We start from the raw sequence: 22,103 nt of genomic DNA on the forward strand, positions 1-22,103 counted from the left end.
ACTTTGCCGTATACAGAGCCACCAGCGCCATTGATTGCGTTCATTTGGATTGCATTTAGTTCTTTCATGATCTTTGTCCTTTCAGGGTCGATTAAAATTCGTACTTGAAGCCGATTTCCCAGCCGTCTTTGGTTACTTTGCCGTATACAGAGCCACCAGCGCCATTGATTGCGTTCATTTGGATTGCATTTAGTTCTTTCATGATCTTTGTCCTTTAGTGTTTATTAAAACTTGATTTCGAAGCCGATTTCCCAGCCGTCTTTGGTTACTTTGCCGTATACAGAGCCACCAGCGCCATTGATTGCGTTCATTTGGATTGCATTTAGTTCTTTCATGATCTTTGTCCTTTAGTGTTTATTAAAACTTGATTTCGAAGCCGATTTCCCAGCCGTCTTTGGTTACTTTGCCGTATACAGAGCCACCAGCGCCATTGATTGCGTTCATTTGGATTGCGTTTAGTTCTTTCATGATCTTTATCCTTTCAGGGTCGATTAAAATTCGTACTTGAAGCCGATTTCCCAGCCGTCTTTGGTTACTTTGCCGTATACAGAGCCACCAGCGCCATTGATTGCGTTCATTTGGGTTGCGTTTAGTTCTTTCATCATTTAATCCTTATATAAATATTTAATTAATTAGATTTACAATCTTGGTGTTCGATAACATCACAGCTCATATCGATAAAAGGGTCACCTGCACCAGAAACCAAGCTTGGATTATTAATAACTTTCATTTTATTTCCTTAAACTCTTATTTCAGACTTTCAAGTTCACGTAATTCTTCAGCGCAATGCTCGCATAAGCTTCCACCAAAAACAGCTGTCAGTTCTTTTATTTCTTTCATTTTTAACTTCCTATTTTTTGAAAAAAAGTTCAGGGTCACACGGGTCATCATATTCGCGGCCCGCACCAGTTACATTTTCCACTTCATACTTATTTAATTCGTTCATGTTTATTTCCTCTATTAGTTGATATATTGATCGATATCAGGGCACATAGGTACTTCTTCTTCACCACCTGCGATCAGAACCAGGTCTTTAGCATTTAGATTTTTCATAATTTTTCCTATTTTCATGTAACGGCCACAGTCGTTAATATCAGATTTTTATCTGCCTTCTTAAAGGCTTAACAACTAAAACGATAAAGCCAGAGAGCAGAAAGAGGTTTGCAACATCCCAAAGCAACTTTAACTTAACAGTAAAATATTCTCTGGCTGTATTTAACAAACTCTATTTTTAAATTTTCATGGAGAACTCAAAGAATTTAAAAATCCAAATTAAAAATAGAACTTTCAAATTAAAGAGAGCATTAATCTCGCAAACCTTATTACACTTTTTGATTTAAGCTTATCTCCGCCAAGATTTAAGCTTGATTTATAAGTTAACACCAAAAAACAAAATGTCAACACACCATATTAAAAAAATAAAAACCAATTAAATAAAAACAAAAAACAATTAAAAGCAAGTTGAGTGCGCACCACAATCAAGAACATAAGCCACTAAAAATTAATAATGGTGCACTCAAATATAAACCACATACTTATTATATTGACTTATACTAAGCCATATTAAACTCACTCGTCGCACCTGTTTCAGTATATGGCGTGCTATCTATACACAAGGATACATCTGCAGACTTAGGCCGCCTCAGACTAATATCCGGCTTATCTACCGCAACAGCCTGCCCATATCTCAACTCAATGACACGATCTGCACTGGCAATGGTTTCAGGCCTGTGCGCTATGATTATTCGGGTAATATCCAGATTCTTAACCGCTTCATTGACTGAAAACTCGAGCTTGGTATCTAAATTACTGGTTGCTTCATCCATAAACAGAATCTTAGGTTTTCGATACAATGCCCTGGCCAACAGCAGCCGCTGGATCTGCCCTCCGGACAGGGCTGCTCCCATATCTCCCACCAGAGTGTTATACCCCATGGTCATCGACATAATATCCTTATCAATGGCAGCAACCTGAGCCGCCCACTCGACTTTTCGCATATCCAGGTCAGGGTCAAAAAACGAGATGTTATCGGCGATGGAGCCTGACAATAACTGATCATCCTGCATCACAGCCGCGATCTGGGAGCGATATTTTGATAATCCTATCTGCTTGATGTCGATCCCATCAACGAGTACCTTGCCCGCTTCGGGTTCAAATAAGCCCAGCATGATTTTGGCAAGCGTCGTTTTGCCACAGCCGGACGGGCCGACTATCGCGATGGATTCACCAGCCTCAATGGTCAGGTCCAGGTTTTTAAACACCGGTGCTTCTTTGCTGTTGTAGCGATAAGTGACATCCTGAAGTGTAAGCGCTCCGGTCAATTCCCCACTACTGGCTTTACCCTGCATATGATCTTCTTTATCGGTCAGTGAAATATCAGCAAGCCGGTTAAAGTGCAGACTTAGCATCTTAAACTCGATAAGCTTTTCGATAAGAGACGCCATTTTCTCTACAAACTGACGCTTATATGCCATGAAAGCGAATAACATCCCGACAGTCAGATCGCCTTCCATAACCAGCATTGCGGCAAAATAGACCACCAGCACATTTTCAAATCCAAAGATCACCTTATTGATTGCTTCATAACCGATGTTCAAATGACCTACCCGGATCCCGGCATTCAAACTGTCCGCGTATTTGTTATGCCAGACACTCTGCCTTTGCACTTCGCGGCCAAACAACTTGATAGTTTGGATACCACGTACCGTTTCCATGAAGTTTGACTGCTCTTTGGCCTGATTTACGATGACTTCTTCCGACATGCGTCGTAACGGTCTGTACATGGCAATGCGTATGACGGCATACACTGCGGTAGCAACAAGTACCACGGCACTCAATTTGGGGCTGTACACAAAAATCATGATCAAGGTAGCAATGGCCATAACCCCATCGATTAAGGCTTCGATCACGCCTTTGGTCAGCAGTTCTTTTACCTGTTGTAATGAGCCAAAGCGTGACACCACATCACCAATATGACGTTTTTCAAAATACTGCAGTGGCAAGCGGATAAGGTGATGAAACAAGTTTGCACCAAGCTGAATACTCATGAGGTTACCGAAGTGTAGCAATAACACGCTCCGTACCGCGCCGGTCACCATTTCTATGAGCATCAATAAGCCGAATCCCACGGCTAAAATAGCCAATAAGTTTTGGTCAAAGCTCAGAATGACTTCATCAACAACCAGTTGCATATAGTATGGACTGGCGATGGCGAAAGCCTGCAAGAGTAAGGACAAAACAAACACTTTACCCAATGTGGATTTAAGGCCGGTCACTTTGCTCCAAAAATCGGATAACTTAAGGTTTACCCGGGTATCTTCAGACTTAAACTCTTCCGTTGGACTCAGCTCCAGTGCCACACCAGTGAAGTGTTTCGAAAAATCATCCATGGTATATTTACGATGGCCTAAACCCGGGTCGTGTATTTCAACACTGTGTTTAGTCACTTTTTTAAGTACAACAAAGTGATTCATATCCCAGTGTAAAATACAGGGGGTTTTTAATTGCGGCAGATGTTCTAAATCTAACCGCAGTGCCCGAGAACTGAGCTTGAGCTTGTCTGCAATTTGCATTAGCTCTTCTAAGTTCGCCCCTTTCAATGAGATTTCATGGGTCTGACGCAATGTCGTCAGATCTGTTTTGTATCCGTGATAAGCAGCAACCATTGCCAGACTGGCAAGCCCGCATTCCGCCGCCTCGGTTTGTAGAATAACAGGCAGCCTTTTGGCAGCGCTAAACCGGAGTAAGTGCATTGGATTTTCCATCAGATTGCTCCTTTAATGCTGTAAAGAGGTTCAAATAACCATTCAAACAAGGTGCGTTTATCAACCATGATATCGGCTTCCAGTAACATCCCAGCCTGCAGAGGAACAGACGCACCATAGGCGTGGGCATGCTGTGCTTTGAGTGAGACAACCACCTGATAAGCCGGCTCTCGGAGTGTCACAGGCAAACTTGTCTCATTAGGGAGTAAAATTGATTTTGAGACGCTCGAAATCGTACCCTCATAGATGCCAAACCGGGCATAGGGGAAGGCCTGATAACGGATCCGCGTATTTTGCCCTTCCTGTACAAAACCAAATGCGCGGGATGGGACTAACAGCACAGCTTCCAGCGCCGCATTTTCAGGCAGTACCGTCATTAAAGGGCTGGTACTGTGCGCAATCATGCCTGGTTTAACCATCAGACTGCTGATCCGACCACCTCTATGACTACGCACATCGTAACTTTGCTGTGCACTGGCCTGAGTGATCTGCTGATTAATATCGGCAAGCTGAGTTCTCAGCTGTGCTTCTGTTTTCTGTAAAGTCAGCGGCAATTGCTGACGCTCCAGACGCAGCTGGCTAAGGGACTCTTGCTGGCTCAATACTCGCCCTTCCAGATCTTCCGCTTGCTGTTGCAAAACCAACATGGCATCGCGGACACTTTCAACATCAGATTGAGAGACAAAGTCTTTTTCAATCAATGCCAGCGTATCCCGATAGCGTTTTTCGCTGAGCTCGACACGCTGAGTTAGCAATTCATGTTGCTTTTTAGTCTGTGCAAGCTGAAATGCCGTGTTATTGATCTGAGAGTCCAGCTTCTCCTGACTGACTTTCGCCAGCTGCGTCTGATTCTCTATATTTTTCTTTACCAAATCCTTTTGCTTAATGAGCTCCGCTAAAATCGCTTCATTCATATCGCTGCCAGAGGTCAGGATCCGTTCCATTCTTACCCGCACCAGCACTTGGCCTTTTTCGACCTTTTGTCCTTCTTCGACATAAACTTCATCAATGACACCCTGACCCAAGGGATACACCTTACTCAGACCATCTGTTGGCCTCAGATAGCCTGAAACGATCTCTTTCCTGTGATACTCACCAACCACCAGGTAAGTGATACCAATCAATACCGTCACCAGAATTACCAGTAGGATCCAGTTAAATGACATGTGCGTCGCAATCGATACCTCGCCATCTAATTTCTGCCCCTGGTGTTCAATGGCTTCTTTTCTGAATAACCCCGACATAATTACTCTGCCTCATCTGGAAACGTTGACGTCGAGAAAATTCGCCACTGACCGGCTTCTTTCGCCAATGAATGTATATTTTCAGAACGCTTATCAAGAGCCTGTCCCTCTTTTTCTCCCTCAATGGTCATCACGTCCCGTACTATTAGCAAATCGTCACGCTTAGCCAATAGCTCTACATTACGCAGTGTCATTTTAAAGCTCAGTTGCTTACGCATACTTTCAAACTGGGACTTAGCACCGGCCATTACACCCGCACCGGTATGATAGAATGGCTCCAGATCGTCGAGGTTGCCCGAACAAATGATTTCGTAATAACGCTCAAAGAACTCTTTTAATGTCATCGGGTATCGCTCCATTTCATTCAATTCTGATGTCAGTACCGCCAAACTCTTAAGGTGGCGCTGCTTGTGTTGAGCTCATAGTGCGATACAGAAAGGTAGAATTCAAATTCACTAAAAAAAGAATTTATCCATAAATTACAAAAACTTAAATACAATTATTACTACCGTATAAGTGACTACTTCGAGTAACATTGTATTTTTAGCATGTCATTGAAAGGTCGATTTACAAACCCTTTTGCTCTTCACCCACCACACAACCCAGCCTTGCACCTTATACCTACTTTGAACTTGCCTCGTGTCGCTTCATACACCAGAAAACCAGTACATGCTCCCATTCACCATCGTTTACGGCATGCGAAGGGCCGGGCATATTAATCGGCCACCTGTGATCGAGTGCAGCCCCCGCCTGTGCCAATTTAATAGAGCATTAGACGCACTGAGAATAACGAAACGTGAAATTCGATGATAAGTGGATAAGAGATACAAAAAGAGTCTGTGCCGGAGCATGCAACAAAGTGACAAGGCTGTGCTATGCACGATAGGCGAGCAGGTATCATAGAAGCATTGCCAACAGTATGCTCGTATACCATGGTCGCTGATGTAAAAAGCATCACACAGTGTTATACGCCATGAGAATAGCGGAATATAAAATTCGGTGATAAACGAATACGGTACCAAAGAGTACAGCAGAATAAGACAGCTGTGCTTATGCGCTATAGGCGAGCAGATCAGCCTAACTTGGCAAGCGGCGACTGAGGGGCTGACCACACACAGAAAAAAGTGTAGCTCCGTACACTTGTAAACGTATTGATGAGAATTGTTCAGGCCTATCTGAAGGTATGTTAACTACGAACCTCATGCAGGACCAACGCCCGCCAACACAAAAGGCGCTTTTGTGTGAGTCGCAAAGAGAAAAGAGGTGCAGTGCCGGAGAACATGAGCCGATAATTGAAATCAGCTATTGTTTTTTTAAATTTTGCGCTGTAGTATGAAATTTCCTTATTACATCTGCATTTCTCGCATATGTATGCCCGACGCACCGCCATGCTTAGGGCAATTCCCTTATTTCTTTATTCGAACTCACCTGTTCTACACACTCTGCTTTGTCCGCAAATAAGGTCGTTGGTTTTGCACTTTTGAACGATTCACTTACCTTAGTAACGTATTCATTCAGGTGCAGCGTGACAAACATTTTTTCGCGGCTCTCGTAACTTACTTTCACTTTAAATGCATTGCCGACATGGCAGAACCAGAGCTCTCTTGGCGTATTGGTTTGCTCATGAGCTGGTTCAAATATGCCAAGCAACGTTGGAGTAAGCAGCTTGGCAAGCAACTCTCCTTTTGAAACAGACGAATCGGCATTCAGCTCAGTCACCACCCCCTGAGAGCCAGCAAGTATAAGCTTGACTCTATCCTTAATAGCCTCTTTGTAACTCAATAAAGGTTCTCCCTCAGAGACAACCTGATCAAGCGTAACGAGGTGGTTTAACGCAGCTCCACTTGACGTAGCAAAGTGATATTGGTAACTGGGTGCCCCTACGGTTAGATTACCTGCAAAGCTAAGAGGCGATGCCTCAGTCGATACGAGCGCTAGCCCACCTATTAAACATACTAAAAATTTCATCCATGCCCTTTTTACATTCTTAAGTTGACGATTAGCCGTCAAGTGATGGGAAAGTTGTGTTAGTTCGCGGACCAGGCGCATTGTAGTGACCTGCACCACCAATCTTTCGTGTCTGCTGAGCATTTAGTGTATTTTTATCTTGAAGATTCTTAAGTTCTTTTTTATTCACTTTAAATTTCATCTTTGTTTTCTCACACTTTTTTTATTATCAGTCAATACGAGCGCTAGCCCACCTGTTAAGCATACTAAAAATTTTATCCATGCCCTTTTTACATTCTTAAGTGACAATTAGTCATTGTTTGAAAAGTGACTTGTGTTGGTCCTTGGATTAGGCGCCATGTAGTCACCTGCACCACCAATCATTCGTGTCTGCTGTGCATTTAGTGACTTTTCACTCTGCAGGTTTTTTAGCTCTTTTTTGTTCACTTTAAATTTCATCTTTGTTTCCTCACATTTTTTTATTATCAAAGGATGTCATTCAGTTGTCAGCACGTCTTGCAGCCGAGCATATATAGATAACCACACACTTTTGCCGTGTTGATGTTAAAACAGTACCGCATGGAACAGAATATGGGAAGTTATCAAAGCTTATATGGCGAATATAACCTTTGAAAATAAACCATTGATTAATATGGTTTTATAATCAAGAATCGCAAGTGATAATGTCTTCATCAGCTAAAATTTAAGTGTCTGCGTTAGCAACAACTTTACAAGTTTGTCATATCGCCATTGTTGTAAGGTTCGGCAACATAAAAAAGCGTTTTACAAAGATAAAAACAGGAGTGATATAAGAAACGTAAGATGGATGGGAAGTGTTACAGGAGAAAGTTGCGCGAATCAACTGCCAGTCAGTGGTATAACAATCGATATACCACTGACAGACAAAAACTACAGAGATGGGGCTTGTCGTGATGCTTCCAACTGGATCAAGTGATTGTTTGCTCCTTCCAGCGTCGTCATAATGAGTGAATCGCGCTCCGTTGAATACCGCAAAGAGTAAACCGTTTTATCACCTAAATCGCTCAGCAGATGCCATCCTCCTTCTTTCATTTGATAGACTTGCTTACCATTAGAGTAATAAACACCTCCTCTGTCATTTGTTACCAGCCGGGAGTTGGCGCTATGTGGTAGCGATATTTCGTCGCTTATAGCGCCTGTAGACAGATCAAAATAATGCAACGTATTCTTACGCGACTGGTAAATTAACTGACTGTCGTTGAACTGAGCAAACCAAACTGCATCTTTTATCGGTAATCTTTTTGACTGCTTGCTCTGCTTTGAGTAAATATAAAACTGGTTATTTTTTTGGTTTTCATCGATAACAATATATCCAATATCTCCGTCAGGCAGAATATCCGCAGCTAAGACCGTATTCTCCACCTCAACGATATGCTGTGTATTAAACTGGTTGTCAAATACAATTAACTGCTCGCCAAACCCTAGTAATGTTTGTTCCGTCCGGGCATCATAGTTAAGCAAAGGAAAACTATCTTGCGGGTTGCCTATGGTATAAATGGTGTTGAGTTGATCAGGTTCAATGCCTTGCTTCAAGATCCACTTTTCGTGCTCAAGAGCCAGATAATGGGCCAGCCCATTTTTCACAAACCCCGAAAACTTAATCTCGTCATTGATGAATAACGGTGACAATGTGGACTGTGACAAACTAAGCTCATAAATATTATGCTTGTAGGGATAGTTAATCGCGATCACTTTGTCCTTAGACAATGGGTATCCGTTAGCGTAATTTCCTTTATTGGTAAGCTGAGTCTTACTTTTAAGCATGTTCGCTTCTAACGAAAATTCAAACAGCCTGTTGGTTGCATTACAGAACCACATTAATGTGTCTGATTCAGCCTCATACATGACTTCCCAGATAGGGGTTTTTGACTCGTACAGTTTTATTTGCTTACTGCCTTCCATATCAGTCATGTAGAGTTCATAGGTGTCGTACTGTCGGCGAGAAAAAAAGACGCTGTCTAGCGACGATTCATACAACAAAAACATATCGCCAAAGGAGTTTAAATTGGGAGAGGTGAGCTGAAACTCCTCCCCCGTTTCATAGTCATAGTTCATCAGAACAGATAACTGATCTCGTCCGCGATAATTTGCTTTAGAGTATACAAATGAGCTACCTCCCACACCAGCACCATGCTGAATGGGACTATTACAGTTGAATAAAAAGCGACTATTGCCTGCCAAGTCTCTGTCAGTCTGCCAAACCTCGCACTTTTCACCTTCCTCAAGGCGATAAAAAAGCTTGCCCGAATCAGCCGTCCAGCCCAGTGGGGAAAAATTGATATTCACCTCACTGATCTTTTTCTCAAGGCCGGTTTTAAGCTCCTTGATGATCAAGCTTTGATTAGTTGTACCTTCAGGTACAAAAGAAAACGCGACAAACTCATTGCTTGGGGAGACTTTAGTGCCCATGTAGCGGCCAGGCATCCAGGACAACAGCTGTTCTTTATAGGTCACATCCTCGACCAAAGCAGAGGGCACAGGTGATGCTTCTGGAGCATTCTCTGCTGAGGACATCATCAGGCCCAGTACACCACCGCCCACAGCTAATACAACCGCCATAAGGGCTGGACGCAATTTAAAGACGTTAACCGGTTTCTTCTTTGCTACTGGCTCAGGCTTTTGTTCTGGTGATTTAGTGTTAGGCCGCGTGACAGGCGTAATACTGGCCTGAGGAATTAGGTCTTGATAAACAATTTCAGGTTCAAGGAAAAAGCTGTACCCTTTACGATAGTGTGTCTTAACAACCAGTCCTTTTTGCTTGTCTGATTTGAGCACTTTACGCAGCTCAGACATTGCCCGGTTGATGGCGTTATTATCAACGTAATTTTGGCACCACACATCATTGACCAGATCGTCCCTGGTGATGATCTGATCATTGTTCAAAATTAAGTAGCAGAGGATTTTAAATAACAGAGGTTCAAGTTCTCTGGTTACTTCACCGTCTGTGATGGTTTGCCGTTTTGGATCTAGTGTCCAGGATCCAAATTTTACCGCTTTCACAGTCCTTGAAAAGTTAACTTCATTCATATCGTAACTGCTTATTATCAGGCCCTTATACTATTGGAATAAACTAAATTGTAGAGTTTATGAGTAGGGCTGGCTTCTTATTAAAGCTGCTGAGTAGATAGGCGGTTTTTTCATAGGTGATAAGACCTAATCACCGCCTCGGATACTTAGCTACACCAAGTCGTCTTTGGCAATATTAAAGCAAAAAATTAAAGAGTTAAACACTCTGTTTCATTAAGGTTAGTAAACGAATGTACAGATTATTATTTCCCGACTTCCATGACTCCAGTCAGCACTTTTTCATGGGTCATCCCGCGAACCGGATTGCTTTAGTGTATATACACAGATAACTCAATGAATTAGTTCGATTATTCATAGGCTTGTTATAACAAAATGGCCTAAAATCAGCGCCAAGCCTCGCCAAATATATCAACTTACGATTGAAAATCAGGTCCGCTGTCATGGCAACCTTTGTCTGACTGAGTCGATGTTACCATATCTTAGATTGTTCCGTTCTATACCACCTCAAGCGCTACCACATACACAACCACACTAAGCCTTGGGCGCCTCCTTAGTGATAACAGACAATCGCTGTACCAAACACTCTTCATTTTCAAACCACCTACATGCAGGGAAATTCAGGCATAAAAAAACCCACGCAATGCGTGGGTTTTTTAAACCAGATAGGTGGCTGCTTATTTGCGCAGCTGGCGTAGAAGACGCAGCTGAGCAAGGGCTTCTTCAAGCTGCATGGCTGCTTGCTGGTAATCCAGCTCGCCTGCGGTGCCTGAAGCCAGTTGCGCCTGCGCTTCACGTTTAGCTTCTTCAGCAGCTTGCTCGTCAAGCTCTTCCGCACGGATCGCAACGTCAGCAAGGACAGTTACGGTCTGTGGTTGAACTTCCAGCGTACCACCTGCAACATAGATAAACTCTTCAGTTTTGTCTTCTGTTACTAAACGTACCATACCAGGTTTTAGGCCAGTCAGCAGTGGCGCGTGACCCGGGTGAATACCCAGCTCACCTTCACTACCTGTCACTTGGATCGCAGTTACGTCACCAGAGTACAAACTCTTTTCAGCGCTTACTACGTCAAGGCGTACTGTCATTGCCATAACAACCCCCTAATTACATGTTTTTGGCTTTTTCGATCGCTTCGTCGATTGAGCCAACCATGTAGAAAGCCTGCTCTGGCATGTCATCGTATTCACCGTTTAAGATGCCTTTGAAGCCAGAGATAGTGTCTTTCAGTGAAACGTATTTACCAGGTGCACCTGTGAATACCTCAGCAACGAAGAACGGCTGAGACAGGAAACGCTGGATTTTACGTGCACGAGATACAACTTGCTTATCTTCGTCAGATAGCTCGTCCATACCTAGAATAGCGATGATGTCTTTCAGCTCTTTATAACGCTGAAGTACAGTCTGAACGCCACGTGCAGTCTCGTAGTGCTCGTTACCGATTACTAGCGGGTCAAGCTGACGAGAAGTTGAATCCAGTGGGTCTACCGCAGGGTAGATACCAAGAGATGCGATGTCACGTGAAAGTACAACGGTTGCGTCAAGGTGCGCGAACGTAGTTGCTGGTGACGGGTCAGTCAAGTCATCCGCAGGTACGTATACGGCCTGGATTGACGTGATTGAACCAGTCTTAGTAGATGCGATACGCTCCTGTAGTACACCCATCTCTTCTGCAAGAGTTGGCTGGTAACCTACCGCTGAAGGCATACGGCCTAGTAGTGCAGATACCTCAGTACCCGCCAGCGTGTAACGGTAGATGTTATCTACGAAGAACAGTACGTCACGACCTTCGTCACGGAACTTCTCTGCCATAGTCAGACCAGTCAGAGCAACACGCAGACGGTTACCCGGTGGCTCGTTCATCTGACCGTATACTAGCGATACTTTGTCTAGTACGTTTGAGTCGTTCATCTCATGGTAGAAGTCATTACCCTCACGAGTACGCTCACCAACACCGGCGAATACTGAGTAACCGCTGTGCTCGATTGCGATGTTACGGATAAGTTCCATCATGTTTACGGTTTTACCTACACCGGCACCACCGAACAGACCAACTTTACCACCCTTAGCGAACGGACATACAAGGTCGATTACCTTGATACCTGTTTCAAGTAGCTCAACTGAGCTGCTTTGCTCTTCGTATGAAGGCGCAGCGCGGTGGATTGACCAACGCTCTTCTTCACCGATTGGGCCGGCTTCATCAATTGCGTCACCCAGTACGTTCATGATACGACCAAGTGTTGCTGTACCAACTGGAACCTTAATTGGCTCAGCTGTACCTTCTACTGAAGTACCACGGCGCAGACCGTCAGTACTACCTAGTGCGATACCACGTACCACACCGCCACCTAGCTGCTGTTGCACTTCTAGTGTCAAACCAGCCAGGTCGCCTTCTGTAACTTTTAGTGCGTCATATACGGCTGGCACGTTGTCTTGTGGGAACTCGATGTCCACAACGGCGCCGATAATTTGGACGACCTTACCTAAACTCATGTCTATTCCTCTCGTTAAACTTTGCCGAAGCGTTACACGGCAGCTGAACCAGATACAATCTCACTGATTTCTTGTGTGATTGCAGCCTGACGCGCCTTGTTGTATACCAGCTGTAACTCATCAATCAGGCCACCTGCGTTATCTGTTGCGGCTTTCATCGCAACCATACGGGCAGCTTGTTCAGAGGCAGCATTCTCAACTACACCTTGGTAAACCTGAGACTCAATAAAGCGCACTAGTAGTGTCTCTAGAATCGCCTCTGGGTTTGGCTCATATAAGTAATCCCAAGCGTGAGCTGATACTTCTTCTTCAGCTTTTGGCAAAGGTAATAACTGATCGATAACAGGCTCTTGCTTCATTGTGTTGACAAAGTTGTTGTACACAACGAATAAGCGATCAATTTTGCCTTCTTCGTATGCTTTTAGCATCACAGATACAGGACCGATTACGTCCTGAACAGAAGGCGCATCTCCTAACCCGGCTTTTTTGGCTTCAAGCTCACCGCCAAAACGTTTAAAGAAACCGGCAGCTTTGCCACCCAGGGTGGCAAATGTTGCATCAACACCCTTTTCTTTCCACGCTTTAACGTCTTTCGCTACACGCTTAAACTCGTTTGAGTTCAAGCCGCCACAAAGACCACGGTCAGTAGAGATAACAATGTAACCTACTCGCTTCACCTCACGTTCGATTAAGAACGGGTGTTGGAAGTCAAGGTTAGCCTGAGCAATACGACCGATCACTTTGCGTAAGTTTTCAGCGTATGGGCGGCTGGACGCGACGCGTTCCTGTGCCTTCTTCATTTTAGAAGCGGCAACCATCTCCATTGCGCTGGTGATCTTTTGAGTATTCTTGATACTCCCGATCTTGCTTTTTATCTCTTTTCCGCTGGCCATGACTCTTTCTCCGAATCTGGGTGAGTAGCTAACTACTCACCTTCATAACACATTACCAAGTTTGCGTAGACTTGAACTTCTCAAGAAGTTCTTTCAGCTGCGCTTCGATCTCGGCGTTGTAGTTACCAGTTTCATTGATTTGAGTCATTAGCGCTGCGTATTCGCTTTTCGCGAATGCGATAAGGCTTGCTTCAAAATCAAGTACTTTGTTGATTTCGATGTCTTTCAGGTAGCCTTTCTCAACAGCGAATAGAGACAGAGACATGTCAGCAACAGACATTGGTGCGTACTGTTTCTGCTTCATTAGCTCTGTTACGCGCTCACCGTGCTCAAGCTGGGCACGTGTTGCATCGTCAAGGTCAGAAGCGAACTGAGAGAACGCCGCTAGTTCACGGTACTGAGCTAGCGCTAGACGGATACCACCACCTAGTTTCTTAACGATTTTAGTTTGCGCTGCACCACCTACACGAGATACCGAGATACCAGCGTTAACCGCTGGACGGATACCGGCGTTGAACAAGTCAGTTTCTAGGAAGATCTGACCGTCGGTGATTGAGATAACGTTGGTAGGTACGAATGCAGAAACGTCACCACCTTGAGTTTCAATGATTGGCAATGCCGTCAATGAACCTGTTTGACCTTTCACTTCACCGTTAGTGTATTTCTCAACGTAATCAGCGTTAACGCGTGATGCACGCTCTAGCAGACGTGAGTGAAGGTAGAATACGTCACCTGGGTAAGCTTCACGGCCCGGCGGACGCTTAAGTAGTAGTGAGATCTGACGGTAAGCAACAGCTTGCTTAGACAGGTCATCATATACGATTAGCGCGTCTTCACCACGGTCACGGAAGTATTCACCCATAGTACAACCAGAGAACGGAGCCAGGAATTGTAGTGCAGCAGACTCAGATGCTGATGCAACAACAACAATGGTGTTCTCAAGAGCGCCGTGCTCTTCCAGTTTACGTACTACGTTAGCAATGGTCGAAGCTTTTTGACCAACCGCAACGTACACACACTTAACGCCTGTGTCTTTTTGGTTGATGATAGCATCGATAGCCAGTGCTGTTTTACCAGTCTGACGGTCACCGATCACTAGCTCACGCTGACCACGACCAACTGGGATCATAGAGTCGATAGACTTATAACCAGTTTGTACTGGCTCGTCTACTGATTGACGCTCGATTACGCCCGGTGCGATTTTTTCAACTGGCTCAAAACCATCGTTGTCTACCGCGCCTTTACCGTCAATCGGCTCACCTAGTGTGTTTACAACACGACCTAGCAGACCACGGCCTACTGGTACTTCAAGGATACGACCTGTTGATTTAACTTTTACGCCTTCTTTAAGGTCAGCGTATGGACCCATTACTACCGCACCTACTGAGTCGCGCTCAAGGTTCAATGCGATAGCATAACGGTTGCCAGGAAGCTCGATCATCTCACCCTGCATACAGTCAGCAAGACCGTGGATGCGGATGATACCGTCGGTAACAGATACGATAGTACCTTCGTTACGCGCTTCACTTACAACTTCAAACTGCTCAATGCGTTGCTTGATCAGTGCAGAAATTTCTGTGGAATTAAGTTGCATGCTCTTTTTCCCAATTACGATTGTAGCGTCGTCACAAGACGATCTAACTTGCCGCGAATAGACCCGTCGATAACGGTGTCGCCGGCTTTAATGACCAGACCACTTACGATGGTTTCGTCGATGCTACAATTCAGCTTAACTTTGCGTGCGAAACGTTTCTCAAGTGCCGCGACCAATTTTGCTTGCGCATCTTCGGCAAGCGCTGCTGCTGAAACGACGTTAACGTCAATTTCTTTGTCATAGTCTGCTTTTAATTCAGCAAACAAATCTGCAACAGCTGGCATGGCGGCTAAACGCTCATTTTCGGCCATCAGCTTGATAAGATTTTGGCCTTGTTCGTTGAGTTGCTCAGCGCATAACTTGATGAATACATCAGACTGCTCTGCTTCGGTGGCAATGCCACCTAACAGTGCCTGAACCTGTTCATCGCGGGCCACCTGGCCTGCGAAGAACAGCATTTCATTCCAAGCTTCAACTGTGCCTTTCTCAACGGCAAGTTCAAAAGCCGCTTTAGCGTATGGGCGAGCGATAGTAGTCAATTCAGACATGCTCATACCCCTACTTAAAGCTCAGCGACAAGTTTTTCAACGATGTCACTGTGTGCGGCTTGATCGATTTCACGCTCTAAAATCTTCTCTGCACCAACCACAGCCAGAGTCGCTACTTGTTGACGTAGCTCTTCTTTCACGCGGTTGCGCTCAGATTCGATCTCAGAGTGTCCCTGAGCAATGATTTTCTCACGCTCTTGCTGACCACGAGTTGTCTCTTCGTCAACAATCAGCGTTGCACGCTTTTTAGCTTGTTCGATGATTTCAGCAGCCTGAGTTTTCGCTTCCTTAAGCTGTTCAGCGGCTTTTTCGCGCGCTAGCTCAAGGTCTTTTTCAGCTTTGTCAGAGGCAGCTAATCCATCTTCGATTTTCTTCTGGCGAGCTTCAATCGCACCATTTAGTGGTGGCCATACGAACTTCATACAGAACCATACGAAGACCACAAATGCGATTAATTCACCTATTAGAGTGGCGTTTAAGTTCACGACCGCTCCTCCTTACTTGACAGTTGTTCGTTTCAGGTATTTTGCAATATTAAAGAGCGAACAACATGTACATAGCGATACCTACACCGATCATTGCTACGGCATCGATAAGACCAGCTAGGATGAACATTTTAACTTGTAGTTGAGGCGCAAGCTCAGGCTGACGAGCACATGCTTCTAGGAACTTACCACCCATGTTACCGAAGCCTAGTGCAGTACCGATTGCACCAAAACCGATTAGTAGAGCAACAGCGATAAGTTTAATAGCAACTGCGATTTCCATTTTTATCTCCAAAGTTTCAATAGTAAATTAAAGTTAAAGTTTAAAAAATTCTTTTCTTTCAGCTAATTAGTGGCTTTTTGTGCTAGCCATGCTGAGGTAAACGATCGTCAGCATCATAAATACGAATGCTTGCAGTACGATTACCATGATGTGGAACACAGCCCATACAAAGTGCAGTGGAAGCTGCATCAGGCCGATTGCACCGATCAGGATGAAGATCATCTCACCTGCATACAAGTTACCGAACAAACGCAGTGCCAGCGAGAAAGGCTTAGCAACCAACGCGATTGTTTCAAGTAGCAAGTTACATGGGATCAGGATAACCATCACTAATTTGTTCTTAGAGCTGAACGGGTGAAGCGTAAGCTCACCAATGAAGCCGCCCAGACCTTTGATACGGATTGAATACCCGATCATCAGAATAAATACGCCCAATGCCAGAGCAGCAGTCATATTCACGTCTGTGGTCGGTACAATCTTCATGTAAACATCATGTGGGTCCATACCAAATGCTTGCTCACCAACGAAGCCGGCGAAAGCAGGTAGGAAATCAACTGGAACCAAATCCATCAAGTTCATTAAGAACACCCAGACAAAGATAGTCAGGGCCAAAGGCGCGATCAGTTTGCTGTTGCCATGGTAAGTGTCTCGCACGTTATCACCAACGAGCTCAACAACCATTTCAATAAAGCACTGGAATTTACCAGGAACGCCTGTGGTGGATTTTTTAGCGGCACTTCGGAAGATCCATAAGAATATAAGACCTAAACCGATGGACCATGCGAGGGTATCTATATGCCATGTCCAGAAACCACTGTCCGCACATGCTTTATTGAAGGCCAGACCGGCATCGGTCGAACACATCTTGGCATTGGTCAAGTGGTGCTGAATATGGCTCGATAGAGTCACTTCTTCTGCAGCCATTGTTTTATCCTAAAAGTTAATGATTAAAAAAAATCAGAACCAACCATTGTGTCAGCATTACCAGCATGTAGGTGCCGAAAAACGGCCACATAACGACTGAAAAATGCTTAAAAATCAGCGCAAAAAGCACAACAGTTAGCAAAAATTTTAATCCGTTTCCTCGTTTCAAAGAGGAATACACTTGATTTGCCTTGCTCGCACCCATAAATCGGAATGCATAGGCGGCAAATACAAAATTAGGGAGTACCAGCACCGCACCGCCAGCCAACGCCGACAGGCCTGCTTCCACTCCCCAACCAATAAAAACTATTACTGCAGCAATGATAGCTACGAGACCCTGATACAAAACACCTTTTAATGCGGCACGCCGATATGGGCTTGCTAACGAATGAGTCACTTATAATTAACCTTAATGACGCTAAATTTTATCAGGGCTAGAAAACTGGCGAAATTATACTTATTTCTGCTCAATTTGCAACTTGACGAGACGAAATGTAACGCTTTTCGAGCGCCCATTTCGCCTTAAAAGGTAAGATTAGGAGGGTTGTTGAAAATCGGGCTGGATACGCCCCAAAATTCCGTCTAATTCATCTAAATTTGCATAAGAAATCACCAGCTTACCTTTGCCTTTTTGGTTATAATTTATCTCCACTTTGGCCCCCAGGTTCTCTGCCAGTTGTTGCTCAAGCAGTTTAACGTCCGGATCTTTCTCTTTTGCTGGTTTTTTCTCCACTGGCTCCAGCATCGCACGCACCAATTTCTCGGTCTCGCGTACGGTCAGCCCTTTAGCGACCGCAGTTCTGGCAGCTTCAGATTGCTGCTCACCAGTCAGTGCCAGCAGACAACGGGCATGACCCATCTCAATATCACCATGTTCCAACAATATTTTTACATCATCATTGAGATTATTGAGACGAAGTAAATTGGTCACTGTAGTGCGCGACTTACCGACCGCATCCGCAACCTGCTGGTGCGTCAGTTCAAACTCATTGAGTAATCTGTCGAGTGCAACCGCTTCTTCCATCGCATTGAGATCTTCACGCTGAATGTTTTCAATCAGGGCGATGGCCACCGCGGCTTCATCAGCAACATCTTTAATAATGCAGGGCACCACGTCCAGCTCAGCAAGCTGGGCGGCACGCCAGCGTCGTTCACCGGCAATGATCTCAAACTGGTTTTCTGCAACCGGGCGTACCACTATCGGTTGCAATACCCCTTGCGCCCGAATAGAACTGGCAAGCTCTTCCAGTGCCTGCTCAGACATATCTTTACGCGGCTGATATTTGCCCCGACATAAATATTCGATAGGCAACCTCTGTAATTCCTGATCGGTCACCTCATTGCTCATCGGGGCCTGCTCGGGTTCAACGGCACGCTCAGTCCCCTGGGTTTGCGTGACTTCAGGCTGGACAGGCTGAGGGGCAGCAGGTTTTGCTGAACTCAACAAGGCATCCAGACCTCGACCCAAACCACGTTTTTTCACCGACATTGTTTTTCTTCCTCTTAGGCAACAGCTGCTGCTTGTTTTTCCTGACGGCGGAGCATTTCTCCGGCCAGTGCCAGATAGGCTTTAGCACCACTGGAGGCCCTGTCATAATACATCGCCGGTGCGCCAAAACTGGGCGCTTCAGCAAGACGTACGTTACGTGGGATCACAGTGCGGTAGACTTTTTCACCAAAATGCTGTTTTAGCTGTTCAGAAACATCGTTCGCCAGGCGGTTACGCGGATCGTACATAGTACGCAGGATACCTTCAATCTGTAAGTTTGGATTCACCAACTTAGACAGCTGCGTTATAGTATCCATCAGTGCGGTTAATCCTTCCAGTGCATAATACTCGCACTGCATCGGCACCATCACAGAATCTGCCGCCGCCATCGCATTGACCGTCAGCATATTCAATGAAGGCGGACAGTCTATAAAAATAAAATCATACTGATCCAGCACCGATTCCAGTGCATTACGCAAACGCACTTCGCGGGCAAACAATTCCATCAGTTTGACTTCAGCCGCCGTCACATCACCATTGGCGGCAATTAAGTGGTATTCACCGGACGTTTCTTTGCTGATCACGTCCTGAATGGGGGTCTCTTCTATTAAGAGATCGTAAATGGTTGCCACTTCGCCATATTTGTCAACACCGCTGCCCATGGTCGCATTGCCTTGTGGATCCAGATCTATCAGCAGGACCTTACGTTTGGTAGCTGCCATGGAGGCTGCCAGGTTGACCGCAGTGGTGGTTTTTCCCACACCGCCTTTTTGGTTTGCAATCGCAATGACTCTAGCCACTATGTCCTCGAATACTAGTCTTTTTTCAGAATGATTAAATGACGTTCACCATCCAGCTCGGGCACCTGTAAACTTATATCACGTTCCAGGGTGACACCGGCGGGCAGGCTATCCAGTTCCTGCTGCGGAAATTGGCCTTTTAATGCCAAAAAACGGCCTTCGTCATCGACCAGATGTCCACACCACTGAACCATGTCCTGCAATGAGGCAAAGGCACGGCTCAGTACACCGTCTAATTTAACACTTGGTTGATATTCTTCAACACGAGACTGAACCGGTGTGACGTTTTCCAGTCCAAGCGCATGTTTTACCTGAGTTAAAAAACGTACACGTTTGCCAAGACTATCGAGCAGGACAAAGTGTGTATCGGGCAGGGCAATGGCCAGTACGATCCCAGGCAATCCTGGTCCGGTACCCACATCAATGTAGTGTTTCCCGCTCAGGTGAGGTGCAACGACTAACGAGTCCATGATGTGCTTGACCATCATTTCGTTCGGATCACGCACTGAGGTCAGGTTATAGGCTTTATTCCATTTATCGAGCAGCCCGACATAGTCGACGAGCTGCTGCTTTTGCTGTTCAGTTAGCGCGATGTCCGTGTGGGCTAACAGGGCTGTAAGTTGTTCTAATAACACAGTCTTCCGTTTGTTGTTACGCAGACTTGCGTAACAACCCTTGCTTCTTCAGATACACTAATAATAGCGAAATAGCAGCAGGGGTGATACCAGAAATACGAGACGCCTGGCCGATTGTTTGTGGTCTGGCTTCTGACAGCTTGGCCACCACCTCGTTAGACAGGCCACTGACCTGAGCGTAATCGAATTCAGCCGGTAACAGGGTTTCTTCGTGACGCAGTTGTTTGTTGATCTCATCCTGTTGACGGGCAATGTAACCCGCATACTTGGTTTGGATCTCAACCTGCTCCAACGCCTGGGTATTGTCCTGCTCACTGGCCAGGCCTTCAATCTGCATCAGATCTTTGTAGCTGACTTCCGGACGGCGGATCAGATCTTCCAAACTGGCTTCGCGGGTCAGCGGCGACTTCAGCAATTCATTCACCTGCGCCAGTGCAGGATGATCTTTGTGGATCCAGGTGTTACGCAGTCGCTGCGTTTCCTGTTCCATGACTTCCAGCTTATTGTTGTAAGCAGCCCAGCGCTCATCATCAACCAGACCCAACTCGCGGCCTTTTTCTGTCAGGCGCAGGTCGGCATTATCTTCACGCAGCAAAAGGCGGTATTCAGCACGGCTGGTAAACATACGGTAAGGTTCTTTGGTCCCTAACGTCGCCAGGTCGTCGATCAACACACCCGTGTACGCCTGGTCGCGGCGCGGTGTCCAGGCTTCCAGACCTTTTACTTGCAAAGCGGCATTCATACCGGCGATTAAACCTTGTGCCCCCGCTTCTTCGTATCCGGTTGTACCATTGATCTGACCCGCAAAGAACAGACCATTGATGAATTTAGTTTCCAGAGATTGTTTCAGATCGCGAGGATCAAAGAAATCATACTCAATGGCGTAGCCGGGGCGACAAATATGCGCATTTTCAAAACCCTGAATTGACTGCACAATATCCAGCTGAATATCGAATGGCAGGCTGGTGGAAATGCCGTTTGGATACAACTCGTAGGAGGTCAATCCTTCTGGCTCAACAAAAATCTGATGCTTTTCTTTGTCGGCAAAGCGCACGATCTTATCTTCAATCGACGGGCAGTAACGCGGTCCGATCCCTTCAATGACACCCGCATACATCGGCGAGCGATGCAAGTTCTCACGGATCACATCATGGGTTTTCTCATTGGTGTACGTGATGTAGCAGGGGATCTGTTGTGGGTGATCCGACGTTTTACCCAAAAACGAGAATACTGGCGTAGGGGTATCACCGGGTTGGGCCTGCATCACTGAAAAGTCAACAGTGCGTGCATCAATACGTGGCGGTGTACCGGTTTTCAATCGATCTACGCGGAAAGGCAATTCACGTAAACGCTGTGCCAGTACAATAGAAGGCGGATCGCCTGCACGGCCGCCTTTGAAGTTCTCCAGACCTATGTGGATCTGGCCACCCAGGAAAGTACCGACCGTCAAAACGACTGTTTCTGCACTGAAGCGCAGTCCCATCTGAGTCACAACACCTTTAACCTGATCTTGTTCGACGATCAGATCATCACACGATTGCTGGAAGATCTTCAGATTATCCTGGTTTTGCAAGATCTCCTGGATCGCTGCTTTATACAAAGCGCGATCCGCCTGAGCACGTGTTGCCCGTACTGCTGGACCTTTTGATGAGTTCAGAGTACGAAACTGGATCCCACCTTTGTCGATCGCTTTGGCCATTGCACCACCCAGAGCATCAATCTCTTTAACCAGGTGGCCTTTTCCGATCCCGCCGATCGCTGGGTTACAGGACATCTGTCCCAGGGTGTCCATATTGTGTGTTAACAATAAGGTATTCATACCCATACGTGCTGCAGCCAATGCTGCCTCAGTACCGGCATGACCACCACCAACAACGATAACGTCAAAATGCTCGTGATAAATCATTTACGGGATCCTACTTAAAAACAACCAGCAAATTT

Annotated in this window: 20 protein-coding genes; all 20 read right to left on the reverse strand. The window is 45.5% G+C overall.

Translation table 11 applies throughout. The features are described from left to right. Positions 1-1,553 precede the first annotated feature (1,553 nt). Positions 1,554-3,764 carry a peptidase domain-containing ABC transporter gene (locus tag NH568_RS23420; protein WP_253111082.1) on the reverse strand — a complete coding sequence of 737 codons (2,211 nt, stop codon included), beginning with the start codon at positions 3,762-3,764 and terminating at the stop codon, positions 1,554-1,556. Beyond that, positions 3,764-5,008 (reverse strand): HlyD family efflux transporter periplasmic adaptor subunit, encoded by a 1,245-nt coding sequence (locus tag NH568_RS23425; protein WP_253111085.1) that lies wholly within the window; start codon positions 5,006-5,008, stop codon positions 3,764-3,766. Before NH568_RS23425 ends, NH568_RS23420 begins: the two co-directional genes overlap by 1 nt. Positions 5,009-5,010: 2 nt before the next feature. Then, the gene (locus NH568_RS23430) at positions 5,011-5,352 is read right to left on the reverse strand and encodes a nuclear transport factor 2 family protein (RefSeq protein ID WP_253111088.1); all 342 of its coding nucleotides are present in this window, start codon (positions 5,350-5,352) and stop codon (positions 5,011-5,013) included. A 1,048-nt stretch (positions 5,353-6,400) separates the two neighbouring features. Continuing rightward, complete coding sequence (locus NH568_RS23435; RefSeq protein WP_253111090.1) at positions 6,401-6,976, reverse strand: hypothetical protein; 576 nt, start codon at positions 6,974-6,976, stop codon at positions 6,401-6,403. A gap of 31 nt (positions 6,977-7,007) precedes the next feature. After that, complete coding sequence (locus tag NH568_RS23440; protein WP_253111093.1) at positions 7,008-7,157, reverse strand: hypothetical protein; 150 nt, start codon at positions 7,155-7,157, stop codon at positions 7,008-7,010. Between the two features lie 107 nt (positions 7,158-7,264). Next, positions 7,265-7,414, reverse strand: coding sequence for a hypothetical protein (locus tag NH568_RS23445; RefSeq protein WP_253111095.1), 150 nt, complete (start codon positions 7,412-7,414; stop codon positions 7,265-7,267). A 450-nt stretch (positions 7,415-7,864) separates the two neighbouring features. Beyond that, the gene (locus tag NH568_RS23450; protein WP_253111098.1) at positions 7,865-10,021 is read right to left on the reverse strand and encodes a winged helix-turn-helix domain-containing protein; all 2,157 of its coding nucleotides are present in this window, start codon (positions 10,019-10,021) and stop codon (positions 7,865-7,867) included. 674 nt (positions 10,022-10,695) lie between these two features. Next, the gene (locus NH568_RS23455; protein WP_046004727.1) at positions 10,696-11,112 is read right to left on the reverse strand and encodes a F0F1 ATP synthase subunit epsilon; all 417 of its coding nucleotides are present in this window, start codon (positions 11,110-11,112) and stop codon (positions 10,696-10,698) included. Between the two features lie 13 nt (positions 11,113-11,125). Further along, positions 11,126-12,511, reverse strand: a complete 1,386-nt coding sequence (gene atpD / locus NH568_RS23460; RefSeq protein WP_010384876.1) for a F0F1 ATP synthase subunit beta — start codon at positions 12,509-12,511, stop codon at positions 11,126-11,128. Positions 12,512-12,543: 32 nt separating this feature from the next. Beyond that, positions 12,544-13,404 (reverse strand): F0F1 ATP synthase subunit gamma, encoded by an 861-nt coding sequence (gene atpG / locus NH568_RS23465; protein ID WP_054016188.1) that lies wholly within the window; start codon positions 13,402-13,404, stop codon positions 12,544-12,546. Positions 13,405-13,456: 52 nt separating this feature from the next. Next, positions 13,457-14,998 (reverse strand): F0F1 ATP synthase subunit alpha, encoded by a 1,542-nt coding sequence (gene atpA / locus NH568_RS23470; protein WP_046004730.1) that lies wholly within the window; start codon positions 14,996-14,998, stop codon positions 13,457-13,459. 14 nt (positions 14,999-15,012) lie between these two features. After that, positions 15,013-15,546, reverse strand: coding sequence for a F0F1 ATP synthase subunit delta (gene atpH, locus NH568_RS23475; protein ID WP_046004731.1), 534 nt, complete (start codon positions 15,544-15,546; stop codon positions 15,013-15,015). A gap of 14 nt (positions 15,547-15,560) precedes the next feature. Continuing rightward, positions 15,561-16,031: a F0F1 ATP synthase subunit B gene (gene atpF, locus NH568_RS23480; protein WP_054016189.1), complete on the reverse strand. Its 471-nt coding sequence runs from the start codon at positions 16,029-16,031 to the stop codon at positions 15,561-15,563. Positions 16,032-16,080: 49 nt separating this feature from the next. Then, a complete protein-coding gene (gene atpE, locus NH568_RS23485) occupies positions 16,081-16,314 on the reverse strand; it encodes a F0F1 ATP synthase subunit C (protein WP_008222392.1) in 234 nt (77 codons plus the stop codon). A 66-nt stretch (positions 16,315-16,380) separates the two neighbouring features. After that, positions 16,381-17,238, reverse strand: coding sequence for a F0F1 ATP synthase subunit A (atpB, locus tag NH568_RS23490; RefSeq protein ID WP_054016190.1), 858 nt, complete (start codon positions 17,236-17,238; stop codon positions 16,381-16,383). A 16-nt stretch (positions 17,239-17,254) separates the two neighbouring features. Further along, the gene (locus NH568_RS23495) at positions 17,255-17,635 is read right to left on the reverse strand and encodes an ATP synthase subunit I (RefSeq protein ID WP_054016191.1); all 381 of its coding nucleotides are present in this window, start codon (positions 17,633-17,635) and stop codon (positions 17,255-17,257) included. A 138-nt stretch (positions 17,636-17,773) separates the two neighbouring features. Continuing rightward, positions 17,774-18,727: a ParB/RepB/Spo0J family partition protein gene (locus NH568_RS23500; protein WP_253111101.1), complete on the reverse strand. Its 954-nt coding sequence runs from the start codon at positions 18,725-18,727 to the stop codon at positions 17,774-17,776. 14 nt (positions 18,728-18,741) lie between these two features. Continuing rightward, positions 18,742-19,527, reverse strand: coding sequence for a ParA family protein (locus NH568_RS23505; RefSeq protein ID WP_239398742.1), 786 nt, complete (start codon positions 19,525-19,527; stop codon positions 18,742-18,744). 14 nt (positions 19,528-19,541) lie between these two features. Then, positions 19,542-20,162, reverse strand: coding sequence for a 16S rRNA (guanine(527)-N(7))-methyltransferase RsmG (gene rsmG, locus NH568_RS23510; RefSeq protein WP_253111104.1), 621 nt, complete (start codon positions 20,160-20,162; stop codon positions 19,542-19,544). A 16-nt stretch (positions 20,163-20,178) separates the two neighbouring features. Beyond that, positions 20,179-22,068: a tRNA uridine-5-carboxymethylaminomethyl(34) synthesis enzyme MnmG gene (gene mnmG / locus NH568_RS23515; RefSeq protein WP_253111107.1), complete on the reverse strand. Its 1,890-nt coding sequence runs from the start codon at positions 22,066-22,068 to the stop codon at positions 20,179-20,181. Positions 22,069-22,103 lie beyond the last annotated feature (35 nt).

Origin of the sequence: Pseudoalteromonas sp. XMcav2-N (assembly GCF_024124545.1) — a bacterium.
Lineage (GTDB): Bacteria > Pseudomonadota > Gammaproteobacteria > Enterobacterales > Alteromonadaceae > Pseudoalteromonas.